Origin of the sequence: Flavobacterium adiutor (assembly GCF_048282555.1) — a bacterium.
In the GTDB taxonomy this organism is placed as follows: Bacteria; Bacteroidota; Bacteroidia; order Flavobacteriales; family Flavobacteriaceae; genus Flavobacterium.
In genome coordinates this window covers 3,141,062-3,154,215 of the sequence record NZ_CP182487.1, presented here as the reverse complement: position 1 = coordinate 3,154,215, position 13,154 = coordinate 3,141,062, and the positions used below count along the sequence as shown (strand labels likewise).

Below are 13,154 nucleotides of genomic sequence, written 5' to 3'. Positions count from 1 at the left end.
ATAGAATATTTGTCATATAAAAACCGTTACATTAATTTGTAACGGTTTTTATAATTTTAAGGAATCCGGTTTATTTACAACCCGACAAAATCATCACTTTTTGGAAAAATACTCAATGCTTCGACAGCAATTTCAGGTGTTGGAGAAGCTAATTTTCTAAGTTTGGTATCCATCCAGGCACCATCAACAGTAATAGTAGCACAAAGTGTATCATCTTCTCTTCGGAATTCGTGAATGATAGACCAGCGTGAAGCATCAGCCTTCATTTTGGACGTTTTGGTATGGATGAAAATTTTATCCGAAAGTTTTTAGTACATGACAAAATTATATTTTTCTAAAAATCAATAATATACAGGTTAATTAATTTGCAAAAAAGACTGATATTTCGTACATTATAGAATTATTACGACATAATTTTTATAATGAAGAATACCAGTCTTGAGGGTAAAGATACAGAGCTTATTTCAGTTTTACAAGGTCATTTCAAAGGGAAACTCAATTTAGCAAGGGTCAAGCTCATTTGTTTATTTATAACGGCTTTATGCAAAATAAAAACAGTTAATTATGATAGGTTAGCATCGGGATTTGATACAACCGCCAATAAAAATAGCTCTTATAGGAGGGTTCAAAGATTCATGAAGGAATTTGACTTTCCTATGAAAATAGTTTCTTCTTTGATATTCAATATATTACCGGTAAGATGCGATTTGGTATTGGTCTTAGATAGAACCAATTGGAAGTTCGGAACTAAAAATATCAACATTCTAATGTTGGGAGTCAGTTATAAAAATGTTGCATTTCCATTGATGTTCAAAATGTTGGATAAACGAGGAAATTCAGATATACAAGAGAGGATTGATTTAATCAAAACCTACATAGAATGGTTCGGGAGGCAAAGTATAGATTGTCTCTTAGCTGATAGAGAGTTTGTTGGGGATAAATGGTTAGAGTTTCTAAACCAAAACAATATTAGGTATTATATTAGAATCAGAAATAATTTCAAAATTTATTCTTATCAAAAACAGGAAGAGATTAAGGCTTTTTGGTTATTCAATAATTTAAAAATAGGCGAGTTTTACCACTATCCGAGAATTGTGGAGTTACATGGTCAAAAATGCTATCTTTCTGGGAGCAAGACCATTGCTAGGGATGGAAAAATAGAATTTTTAATTATTGTATCATTCGATAAACCAGAACAAGCAATGGTTTATTATAAACGAAGATGGCAAATTGAAACTCTTTTTAGAGGTTTAAAAAGTAGTGGTTTTAACATAGAAGACACACATGTGACGGATTTAAAAAGATTAGAAAAACTATTTTCTCTAACAATGATTGCTTTTGTATGGTGTTATAAAATTGGCGACTATTTGGATGAATGCATCCAGAAAATAATAATAAAAAAACATGGCAGAAGAGCAGTAAGTATTTTCAAGTATGGATTAGATTATTTGTCAAAATTTCTTTTGACAGGATTTAAATCTTTGGAAAACAATATGTTTTGCTTTTTGTCATGTACTTAACCGAAAGTTTTAATTCTTTTTTAAAAACACATTCTTCCCTAAATAAAACAGGTCCAAAGTTTTGTTCCTGCATTACTCTTAAAGTCAAACCAAGTTCTGACAGGATTTCAATACGGTGCTGTGCGCCAAAATCGTAATAAGCACTGTGGCGGACATGAAAATTGGGGTCGAGATCTGACCAGCGGAAAGATATTTCTTTTATAAATGATGCCATTTTTATTTTATTAATTTAAAAATCGAAATTACGAATAAAAGAAAAAAGTTTCTCTTAAAAAGGCAATTTTTGAAATTGTTATTTTTGAAGAATTGATTCTATATTAATTAAGAAGTTAAAATAAACTCCAAGAGTTTTAGCTTTATAATTATCAGAATTGTTCGGATTCGTTATATTTCGGTCACCAACTAATTCTAAGCTATAATGTTTAGCAAAATTTACTCCGAAACCTAAGAGCCTGTTTAAAATTTAAATATTTAGATTTTTATGAGATTATTTTTCGATAGATGAGGCAAATTTTGAAAGAATAATAGACTTATTTTTGTGTAAATTTAACGAAATATAGTGGAAAATAAGCCGTAAAAAGCAATTAGATAAAATCTAAACAGGCTCTAATAAAACACCATAATTTGTCTTTTTAAAAAATTCATCATCCAGATTAGTGAATTCATCAGATGTAACATCTAAAAGGGAGGTAGTTCTTAATCCTCCCATTACATAAAAACCTTTATTGTATTCTTTACTAACATCATATTTCATGAGCAAGTGTAATTGTAATGTTTTTGATTCTGTATTTTTAAAGTTAAAATCAGGATTAGAATAGAAAATATAATCTCCATTGTCTGTATTCGTATATAAAAGATAAGATTTAGCTCCTAAATGATTTGTCATCTGATGTTCGAAGAAACCTCCAATATTATATTTACTGTACGAGCCACTGTTGCCTACGTTGCTGATTTGTATATCATAGGCATTGGTACCTAAATAAAAGTCCATAACTGTTTTTTTGAGAAAATATATTAATCGTGGTAAATAACAAGAATAAGATTAAAGTAGTTTTCTTCATTTTTATATTTATAATTTTGGTATTTAAGATTGCGAATATAAGCGTTTTAAGATATAAAAGGATGAAAATTAAATACTATGACAGTTATATTGCTTTTTGTGTAAGGGACTTTAAAAAAATATTATCAGAGAGGAGATGGTTTCATTATTTTGGTTTTATGGATCATGGCATGTTTAATTCTTAAAAAAGTGCGATTAATATTGTTTTCGGACATGAAACTCTTATTTGAAAATGAGTTTTTTAGCTCTGATGGAGGTGGCATCCTTTACTGGCGGGGTAGCAGTAAAGATATAACGGACAGCAGGAAACAGCTCTTGATTAATGACATTTAAAATAGGGATTTGCCATATGTGTCAGGGTTTAAAAATGTCATGTTGTCAGATGGTTTTTAAAGACAAGACAGTAAAACTGACAAATTACTTTAGATTTTTATATTGGCACAAAGATTGACTTATGCCACATGAGTTTAAAAATTAAATCAAAAATTAAATATATAAAAAATGGGTAAAATAATCGGAATTGACTTAGGTACGACGAACTCTTGTGTTTCTGTAATGGAAGGTAACGAAGCAGTTGTTATTCCTAACGCAGAGGGAAAAAGAACTACACCATCTATCATCGCTTTTGTTGAAGGTGGAGAAATTAAAGTGGGTGATCCTGCAAAAAGACAAGCAGTAACGAATCCTACAAAAACGATTGCTTCTATTAAACGTTTTATGGGACACACCTTTGCTGAAACTCAGGAAGAGGCAAAAAGAGTTCCTTACAGTGTGGTAAAAGGGGACAACAATACGCCACGTGTGGATATTGACGGTCGTTTATACACTGCTCAGGAATTGTCAGCAATGACACTTCAAAAAATGAAAAAAACGGCTGAAGACTATTTGGGTCAGACTGTATCTGAAGCAGTTATTACTGTTCCTGCTTACTTTAATGATGCACAGCGTCAGGCTACTAAAGAGGCTGGTGAAATTGCTGGTTTGAAAGTTATGCGTATCATCAACGAGCCAACTGCTGCTGCATTGGCTTACGGATTAGATAAAAAAGGGAAAGATCAAAAAATTGCTGTTTACGATTTAGGTGGAGGTACTTTCGATATCTCTGTTCTTGAATTAGGAGACGGTGTATTTGAAGTATTATCTACAAATGGTGATACTCACTTAGGAGGTGATGATTTTGATCAGGTTATTATTGACTGGTTAGCAGACGAATTCAAATCTGAAGAAGGAATTGACCTGCGTTTAGATCCAATGTCATTACAGCGTTTGAAAGAAGCTGCTGAGAAAGCTAAAATTGAATTATCTGCTTCTGCTGAAACAGAAATTAACTTGCCTTACGTAACAGCTACTGCTTCAGGACCAAAACACTTAGTTAAAAAATTAACTCGTGCTAAATTTGAGCAATTAGCTGATTCTTTAGTAAAACGTTCTATGGAGCCTGTTGCTAAAGCTTTAAAAGATGCTGGTTTATCAGTTTCTGATATCGATGAGGTAATCTTGGTAGGAGGATCTACTCGTATCCCTAGAATTGTTGAAGAAGTGGAGAAATTCTTCGGTAAAAAAGCTTCTAAAGGAGTTAACCCAGATGAGGTTGTGGCTATTGGAGCTGCTATTCAGGGTGGAGTTTTATCTGGAGATGTAAAAGACGTATTGTTGCTTGATGTGACTCCATTAGCTTTAGGTATCGAAACTATGGGAGGTGTAATGACAACTCTTATCGATGCTAATACTACTATCCCAACTAAAAAATCTCAGGTATTCTCTACAGCTGCTGACTCTCAGCCATCTGTTGAAATCCATGTTTTACAAGGGGCCAGAGCAATGGCTGCTGATAACAAAACTATTGGTCGTTTCCACTTAGATGGTATTCCACCAGCACCAAGAGGAGTTCCTCAAATCGAGGTTTCTTTTGATATTGATGCGAATGGTATCATCAAAGTTTCTGCTACTGACAAAGGAACTGGAAAATCTCACGATATCCGTATCGAGGCTTCTTCTGGTTTAACAGCTGAAGAAATCGAGAAAATGAAAAAAGATGCTGAAGCTAACGCTGATGCAGACAGAATCGCTAAAGAAAGAGCTGAAAAATTAAACGAAGCTGATAGTACTATCTTCCAGACTGAATCTCAATTGAAAGAGTTAGGAGATAAAATCGCAGCTGACCATAAAACAGCTATCGAATATGCTTTAACTGAATTGAGAATGGCTCACCAGTCTCAGGATCTTGACGCAATCCAAAAAGGATTAGACAATGTAAATGCAGCTTGGAAAACAGCTACAGAAGCAATGTACGCTCAGGGTGGTGACCAGGCAGGTCAGCAAGCAGCTCCACAACAAGAGCAGTCTTCTGGAGACAATGTTGAAGACGTTGAATTCGAAGAGGTAAAATAAGTACTGATTAATATCAGTTAATAATAAGCGTTAAACCGTTGTAAACTAAATGTTTATAGCGGTTTTTCTTTTTTATTCTTTCTTGTTTCTGCTGTTTTTTAATCATTTTTTTGCCATATATTTATATCATATTTGTACCGGCACTTAAAAGGGTTCTGTCGCATCTGGTAATAACTTTTATCTTTAGAATTTTAAACCGATTAAAAGATGAATACTAAAGGTCATTGTTATCCAAAATACATAATTCTTCAGGCAGTATATTTCAAGCTAAGATTTACACTTAGTTACCGGGATGTTGAAGAACTAATGAAGATTAGAGGAGTCATTGTGGATCATGCCACGATCCAGCGCTGGGTTTATAAGTTTGCATCTTTGCTTGAGGCAGAGATGAAGAAGAAAAAAAGCAGAGTAGGGTCTAGTTGGAGATTGGATGATATATATATACATCAAAGTAAAAGGTATATGGTGTTATTTATATCGAGCAGTAGATAAATTAGGTAATACGATTGACTTTCTTTTGACTAGAAAAAGACAAAGAATGAGTGCTCAGTCATTTCTAATTAAAGTAATTGATAATAATTACCGGCCAAGAGTAATAAACATTGATAAAAGTGGTTCTAATATCGCAGCGATCAAAGTATATAACAAACGTTCATTCTCAAAGATTAAAATCCGGCAGTGTAAATATCTCAACAATATTGTAGAACAGGACCATCGATTTATAAAATGGCGAATACAAAATGGGTTAGGTTTTAAAAGTTTTGAATCGGCTAGGCGAACATTGAGTGGAATTGAAGTTGTGAATATGCTTAGAAAAAATCAGATGGTCAAACCAGGTAAATCTATGTTTAAATCATTCTGCAAACTGGCGCGCTAAATTTTAAATTACTTAAATTTTTAATATTTGATTCTGATAGATGCGACAGAACCCAATTAGAAAGGAAGTAAAGAAAGATTTGAATATCATCTAATTTCAGCCTAAAAAAATATGATTAATAGCATATTTTAATGCACCATATAAAACTTGATTTGGTGAATTATATAATAAATTAACGTGAGTTCGATATAAGGAAGTAAAAAATATTTGGAAAACAGAGATGGTTTTTGTATATTAATATCTGACAAACAACTAATTACAATTAAAACCATCCCTATGTTATCCAATGCTAAAATTACAGAAATTTACTTTATTATAGACGAATTCTCGAAAGAATTTGATAAAACCATGACTGCTCATAGCTTAAATGAAAAAGATTCTCCAAAGAAAAGAAACCGAAAATTTACGATGACTGATAGTGAAGTTATGACTATTTTAGTGCTTTTCCACGCTATGGGTTACAAAAATTTGAAGCATTTTTATTTGTTTTATATTGGGAAGCATTTGAAAAAAGAATTCCCAAACCTTGTTTCCTATAACAGATTTGTAGAACTTCAAAAAAAAGCTATTGTGCCAATGGCGCTATTTTTGAAAACTTGTTGTTTGGGACAATGTACAGGAATTTCTATTATTGACTCAACCCCTTTACGATCATGCCATATTAGACGAGAAAAACAACACAAAACATTTAAGGATTTAGCAACAAAAGGGCATACTTCAACAGGATGGTTTTTTGGATTTAAGTTGCATTTGATTATAAACGACAAAGGAGAAATTCTTGATTTTATGCTTACTCAAGCCAGTGTTGACGATAGAGAACCATTAAAAAGCAACAACTTTCATAAAAGAATATTCGGAAAACTTTTTGGAGATAAGGGATATATTGGAAAAGATTTGTTTGAACAACTTTTTATTGATGGAGTCCATTTGGTCACTAAAATCAAAAAGAATATGAAGAATAGTATAATGCTTTTACAAGACAAAATTATGCTTAGAAAACGATCATTAATCGGAACTGTTTATGATCAATTGAAAAATATTTGCCAAATAGAACATACAAGACATAGGAGTTTTGATAATTTTATAACAAACTTACTATCAGGACTTATAGCCTATTCTTTTTTTCCTAAAAAGCCTTCTATAAATGTCGATTTTGAAAATAACAGACTTGTTGCTTAAATATTCTTATATCGAACTCACGTTAAATTAATACAAAAGCCAAAGAATTATGAAGCAATCAAAAATCCAGTCAATATTACTATTAATTTCCATCATGCTTTGCCAGCTTAGTTTTAGTCAATATATCCCTTACTGTCAGAAAGATAAATGGGGATTTGCGAGTATCGATGGAAAAATAGTCGTAGCATGTATATATGATGCTGTGGACTTTTACTCGGATGATAATTTGGCAAAAGCAAAAAAATCAGGTAAGGTAGGGTACATTAATAAAGAAGGAGTGACAGTAATTCCATTTCAATATGACCAATGCACTCGAATTTATGAAGTTTATCATGGCGAGCATTCAGTTGGTATTAAAAACAACCCTGAGATTCTTTTAAATAAAGATTTTGATTTCCAGGATACTGCTAACAATCGGTTTATTGTCGCCAAAAATAAAAAATTCGGTGTTATGCGTTTAATGGATGGAAAACCTAAGATATTGATTCCGCTGAGTTATTCTAAGATTCAATTTGATCCTTCTAATAAAACGTTTCATTGCATTTATAACGAAAGCACGGTATATTTTACTTCAAATGGAAAAAAGCTTACGGAGCAAGAAGTTAATAGCATTGAGAAAACTCAGTATTCAGGGATTGTTATGGGAGAAATGGAGAGGCCCCAACTTATAAAAAGCAAAGGCAAAACAGGGGTCATTCTGGAAAACACTTCACGCATGCAGCCTGTCTTTGATACATTAGTTCCTGCAATTTATGATGATATCATAACCGAGAAGTACGATAAAAACTATGCTCCGGGCAGAGATGTTTTTGGTGTAAAGATTGGCAGAAAGTGGGGAATAGCCGGCAGTAAAAATATTATTCTTTTACCAGTTGATTTTGATGAGATCAATTTTGATTTGAGTAAAGATTTAAGGCACTGGGCAGTTTATCAGCGCATTTTTGTAGTTAAGAAAAACGATCGATGGGGAATTCTTGGAAAGAAGGAGGACAGCAGTGAAGAGCTGAAGGTGCTTCTTCCATTTGAATTCGACAAAATTAGTAAAATATATTACTCTTTTCTTGTGGCAGAAAAAGAAAATAGATTTCAGGTATTCAATATGGAGACGTATAATTTAATCAGTGATAAAAGTTATTCATCTGTGAGGCCGTATGAATATGAATCGGTTAATGATTTCCAGATCTTTGAAGTCACTAATAAACTAGGGCAGACTGTCTATCTTGGAAAAAATGGTGTGGAATTTTTTACAGATTAGAAAATCATAGCGGTAATAAGCTTAGAGTGAGTTGCTTATTAGTATATCTTTGTGAGTAAGGAAATGTTCGTACTGTATATAATTTTTTTTTTTATAGGTCTGTCAATTCCAATTCATCCAAAGTTCCTTTTACAGATTTTAATTTTGCTAATTTTGTCTGGTTATTTTTAATTTTATAATCTATTTGTGCGACATCTATTTTTGGCATTTCGATTTTTTTACCATTAAGAATTAAGTTCAATACAGTAGCTTTTAAAACCAAATCATAATCGGAAAGATTCGGATTCTGAATAGGATATTTTGAAAAATCCCATAATTTAGGATTGCTTTCTTTGGTTTGTACCAATAAAATATGCTCAGTTATTATCGCACCGTTTTCTAAGATGCTTTCACTATTTCCGTAAACAATAATTTCAGATTTAATAACTTCTCTAGTAGAATGTTTTATGACTTCAAATTGGATTGTTTTGTTGCCCATTAGTTTGTTTTTACCCATATATTGATAATCGAACTCTAATTCGGGAACCATTTCATCAAAAAAATCCGTTTTATTTAATCTCATTTTGCTAATTCTAAATAAATCTAAGGCTTTTTTGATATTTTGAGTTTCTTTCTTATAAAGATTTAGACTGTCAATTTCATGAGTTAATTTTTCAATTTCTTTTTTGTTTCTGTCTTTTAAAATTGTTTCAGCTAAAGCAATAACTTTGGAATAGTACAGGCCGTCAATCATTTCCAAAGAAATTTTGTTGTATGATTTATGATCGTACTTTTTTGGCTCTTCCCATTTCAATCGCATGGCTTCTAAGGCAATAACACGCATGGCTTTTTCTAAATTAGTTTTTTCGTTTTGAGTGAGATTCTTTTCGATTTTTGCTCTTGAAATTTTAAAGTTCTGTTCATTTTCTCCATTGAATTTCTCCTGACAGGAGAGAGCAATAAGTGATGTAAATAACAATGTAACAAAGTGTTTTAATGACATGAAGGTAGTTTTTTTATTATGATAAGTATGTAAATTTATGATTTTCAGCTATTTGAATTAGTTTTGATTCTTTTGTCTTTATAGCTTTTAAACTTTAGACTTATTTAATTTGTTTGATGAATAATTTCGTTTAAAAACTTATCATAATCGAAATTTTCAAAGCCTGCTGGAGATTTTAGTTTAATTTCATATGATTTTTTCGTTGAAGACATTTCGTCTTCCATTGTGTTAATGGTGGTTTCTTCGAGTGTACCATTGGTTTGGTTTTTAGGCGTATAAACATATTCAGTATGCGAGCCTGCTCCCATAAAATAACCGGTAAATTCATGTAATTGTAAATCATTATTTTGAAAGATGAATTCAAAAGAAATATGCCCGTTTGGTCCAACAGCATTTAAATCAAATACAATTTTATTGTTTTGGATTGTCACATCCTCCACATCGAAAGTTTTATAATTATCAGTATTATATTCAGGCGGCATTATGGTATAACTTTTTTTATATAACTCAAAACCTTCCTTTTTCCCAAATAAAATTAGGGTAACACGTGCAAGCGATTTGTATTTTTCATCTTCCTTTAGAATCAAAACTTTGTCTTTAAAGTTGTCCTGATTAAGAAAACCAACGGCTTCATATTGAATTGCATAATTATAGTCTTCCAAAAAATCAGTTATTTCAGCACCTAAAGTATCTTTTTTTAACGCTGTTGATTGTAATTGAGTTGACTGTTGGATTGTTGATTTTGACACAGACTTTTTTTTAAAAGTATTGTCTGATGATTTCCTGTTTTGACAAGCAAAAACAAGTACCAATAAGCTCAAAGAAGCGCCAAGCATAAAATTTTTATAGATCATAATTTTTGATAAAAAGTAGTAATTAGTACCTACAAATTTTAGAAAAAAAGTATTGTAAATCTAGGTAAATATAAATTTGGTGAAAGCTGGAGGAAATTCGGTGCTATCTTTTGTAAATTCGCATCTATTTAAATATAAAAAATCAGGATTTGCACTATTAAAAAATTGCAATAAAAAATGATATATTCGTGTCTTAAATTGTATTCAAACAGATTTGTTTTGGATAAGAATTTAGTTAACCGTTATTTCATATATGAGCAAAATACGAACCTTAATTATAGAAGACGAGCCGGCAATACGAAAAGAGTTACAATGGTTGGTTTCGCAAGAAGAATCCTTAAAGTTAGAGGCTATGACGGGCTCGGTAAAAGAGTCGTTGCAAATTATAAAAAACACGGAACTTGATTTAATTTTGATGGATATTCATCTGACAGATGGTACGGCTTTCGATATATTGAATCAGTTAGATCAGGTTTCTTGTCCTATCATTTTTATTACAGCTTATAATCATTTTGCGATTAAAGCTATTAAATATGGTGCGTTGGATTATCTTTTAAAACCTATTGATAGTGATGAATTTTCGATTGCTATTCAAAAAGTCAAGAAAGTAAAACAGGCTGATTATCTCGATCAGATTAATGTTTTGAAAGAATTGAATGCTGTAAAAACGATTGAAATGAGTTCCAGCATTTGTATCACATCTTTAGACTGCATGCAGATAATTCGGCTGAACGAAATTATATATCTTTCAGGAGAAGGTTCTTACACCCAAATTCATTTGGAAAATAAAAAAATAGTTACCGCTTCTAAACCTCTAAAATACTACGAAGATATTCTACCGGGCGATTTTTTCATTAAAACACACCAATCGTATATTATTAATAAAAATTTTATTGATAAATACATGAAAATTGGTGTAATCATTATGAAAAACGGTTCTGAAATTCCTGTTGCAACCCGCAGGAAAGAGTTTGTTATAGATCATTTAAATCCTTTGAGATAATGAACAAAATAGTATTTTTATTATTGCTGCTTGTTTTTTCCTGTCAGCAGAAATCGGATAAAGTGCTGTTTCATCCGGAAAAAAGGTTGGAAAAATTAGAGGCGATAAGTGATAGTCTGGATCGAAATCCTGAAATTGATAAACTTTTTTTTTGGTCGGATAAGCTCAAAGAAAAAGGGTTCTTGAAAGAAGGTTCAACTTTAGCTTTCATACATTATAATTTGGCTAAGAATTTGGCTAAAAGTAATATTGACAGTGCCAAAAATCATATCAATATTGCTTTAAATTTAATCGAAAAAGAAAAGGGATTTAATGCGCTTAGATTTACGATTTATAACGGTGCTGGATTAATTTCAGAGCATGAGGGCAAGTTTTACCAATCGGTTTATTATTTCAATAAATCGGCTGCAATCATCATGAATGACGATTCGCTGCAATGCAAACCAATGGCAAAAGTGATTTGCCTGCTTAATGCGGCTCAGGACAATAATAAAATCAGTCAGTATCCAAAATCGGTTGAACAAAACCAATTGGCTTTAAAAATTTTAAAAAAACTGCCAGAGCATAATCTTAAATACAATTTCAGGGCCTATTCGCAGTTGTTCACCGCCTGTGAAGAAAGTGAAATTTACAAGCAAGATTCGCTTTTGTTTTATATTAAAAAGCTCAAACACATTTCGGCAAAAACTAATGACCCGATGCAAATTAGGTTTACTAATGAGCATATGGCGCATTATTATTTGCTAAACAATCAGTTCGATAAAGCGATACAGCATTATAACTTGGTAAAAGAATACGATGCCGAAATGGTATCTGCAGAGCCTGAAAAACCAATTGCAATAAAGAATTTTTATACGACTTTGGCGAATCTTATTGATTTGTATGTGCAAACCAAACAATTTCCCGAAGCTGAAATTTTAATTAAGCAGGCTGATACAATTGAAAGCCAACATTTTCAGATTTTGTCATATTATGAAAAATGTCTCAATAAAAAAGCGAAAATGCACTTTTATTTGGCTAAAGGCGATAATATTAAAGCGCAGAATGAAGCCAATCAGGTATTAGAACTTAAAGATAATATTCTAAGAAATTCGGGCATTCAGGCGACAGAAGAAATGGCGACTATTTACGAACTCCAAGCCAAAGACAAGTCTATTTACGGATTAAATAAAACCATCGATACTACTACAAGCCGCTTGGAACGGAATAAGTTGCTGTTGTTTATTGTTGGGTTATTGGCGCTGTTGGCGATTTCGTGGGTGTTGCTCCTTTATTTTTTCCAAAGGCAAAAAAGACAAAAGCAGGAAAAAGAGAAAATTTTATTGCAGCAGCAATTGTTGAGGACCCAAATGGAACCGCATTTTATTTTCAATACTTTGTCGGCATTGCAAAGTTTTATCAGGTTTGACGAAAAGGAAAAATCGATAAAATATCTCAGTCAGTTTAGTAAATTGCTTCGAAGTTCTTTAGAATTAAGCCGCAAAAATGATGTTCCACTCGACCAAGAGCTCGAAGCAATAGAAAATTATCTGAGTTTGCAGCAAATGCGTTTTGAATATACGTTTGCCTACGAAATAATAATTCCCGATACAGATACTTCGGCATTGTTAATTCCACCAATGTTGATACAGCCTTTTGTTGAAAATGCCATTATTCACGGTATTGGCAATTTGTCTGACAAAGGATTTATAAAGTTGGAAATTGTTTTGAAGGGAAATCAATTGATGGTAAAAATTACAGATAACGGAAAAGGATTTCAAGGTAAATCGGATATAGCGGTAGATCATCAGTCTTTATCGGGAGCTATAGCCAGAGAACGTTTGGAGATTTTGGCCAGAGAAAATAAGATAAAAACCAATATAGAAATTGTTTCTAACGAGAACGGAACAATTGTTTTACTAACACTTCCTATAAAAAACCAGAAGTAGGTCGAAAGTTTTAAAGTCACAAAGTTGAAAGGCTCGGTATTAAAAAAACAAAAAACAAATATTCGATTAATTCAGATTTAAGAAGAATCTTCACGAATATTTAAT

The 13,154-nt window shown here is 32.1% G+C and carries 10 protein-coding genes and 2 pseudogenes; 7 read left to right on the top strand and 5 right to left on the bottom strand.

What is annotated here, in order from left to right:
• Positions 1–74 precede the first annotated feature (74 nt).
• Positions 75–293 carry a thioesterase family protein gene (locus ACNC7R_RS13215; protein WP_417943173.1) on the bottom strand — a complete coding sequence of 73 codons (219 nt, stop codon included), beginning with the start codon at positions 291–293 and terminating at the stop codon, positions 75–77.
• Positions 294–422: 129 nt separating this feature from the next.
• Between ACNC7R_RS13215 and ACNC7R_RS13210 the strand changes: the two genes are divergently transcribed.
• Positions 423–1,520: an IS4 family transposase gene (locus ACNC7R_RS13210; RefSeq protein WP_417941019.1), complete on the top strand. Its 1,098-nt coding sequence runs from the start codon at positions 423–425 to the stop codon at positions 1,518–1,520.
• On the opposite strand, the pseudogene ACNC7R_RS13205 reads toward ACNC7R_RS13210, so the two are convergent.
• A pseudogene (locus ACNC7R_RS13205) lies at positions 1,495–1,734 on the bottom strand (acyl-CoA thioesterase); the annotation flags it as partial. The gene ACNC7R_RS13210 and the pseudogene ACNC7R_RS13205 overlap by 26 nt on opposite strands.
• Before the next feature lie 381 nt (positions 1,735–2,115).
• A complete protein-coding gene (locus ACNC7R_RS13200; protein ID WP_417941544.1) occupies positions 2,116–2,511 on the bottom strand; it encodes an outer membrane beta-barrel protein in 396 nt (131 codons plus the stop codon).
• A 570-nt stretch (positions 2,512–3,081) separates the two neighbouring features.
• Between ACNC7R_RS13200 and dnaK the strand changes: the two genes are divergently transcribed.
• From dnaK to ACNC7R_RS13180, 4 genes and pseudogenes are all read left to right on the top strand, one after another.
• Positions 3,082–4,971, top strand: a complete 1,890-nt coding sequence (gene dnaK / locus ACNC7R_RS13195) for a molecular chaperone DnaK (RefSeq protein WP_417941543.1) — start codon at positions 3,082–3,084, stop codon at positions 4,969–4,971.
• Between the two features lie 207 nt (positions 4,972–5,178).
• Positions 5,179–5,848: pseudogene (locus ACNC7R_RS13190) on the top strand (IS6 family transposase).
• A 276-nt stretch (positions 5,849–6,124) separates the two neighbouring features.
• On the top strand, positions 6,125–7,027 hold the full coding sequence (locus ACNC7R_RS13185) for an IS982 family transposase (RefSeq protein WP_417941542.1): 903 nt from the start codon (positions 6,125–6,127) through the stop codon (positions 7,025–7,027).
• A gap of 49 nt (positions 7,028–7,076) precedes the next feature.
• Positions 7,077–8,282, top strand: a complete 1,206-nt coding sequence (locus ACNC7R_RS13180; RefSeq protein ID WP_417941541.1) for a WG repeat-containing protein — start codon at positions 7,077–7,079, stop codon at positions 8,280–8,282.
• 91 nt (positions 8,283–8,373) lie between these two features.
• On the opposite strand, the gene ACNC7R_RS13175 is transcribed toward ACNC7R_RS13180, so the two are convergent.
• Positions 8,374–9,264, bottom strand: coding sequence for a hypothetical protein (locus ACNC7R_RS13175; protein ID WP_417941540.1), 891 nt, complete (start codon positions 9,262–9,264; stop codon positions 8,374–8,376).
• Positions 9,265–9,368: 104 nt separating this feature from the next.
• Complete coding sequence (locus tag ACNC7R_RS13170) at positions 9,369–10,118, bottom strand: hypothetical protein (protein ID WP_417941539.1); 750 nt, start codon at positions 10,116–10,118, stop codon at positions 9,369–9,371.
• Between the two features lie 253 nt (positions 10,119–10,371).
• On the opposite strand from ACNC7R_RS13170, the gene ACNC7R_RS13165 reads away from it, so the two are divergent.
• Both ACNC7R_RS13165 and ACNC7R_RS13160 read left to right on the top strand, forming a co-directional pair.
• Positions 10,372–11,121, top strand: coding sequence for a LytR/AlgR family response regulator transcription factor (locus ACNC7R_RS13165; protein ID WP_417941538.1), 750 nt, complete (start codon positions 10,372–10,374; stop codon positions 11,119–11,121).
• Positions 11,121–13,049 carry a histidine kinase gene (locus tag ACNC7R_RS13160; protein ID WP_417941537.1) on the top strand — a complete coding sequence of 643 codons (1,929 nt, stop codon included), beginning with the start codon at positions 11,121–11,123 and terminating at the stop codon, positions 13,047–13,049. The genes ACNC7R_RS13165 and ACNC7R_RS13160 overlap by 1 nt, the downstream gene beginning before the upstream one ends.
• Positions 13,050–13,154 lie beyond the last annotated feature (105 nt).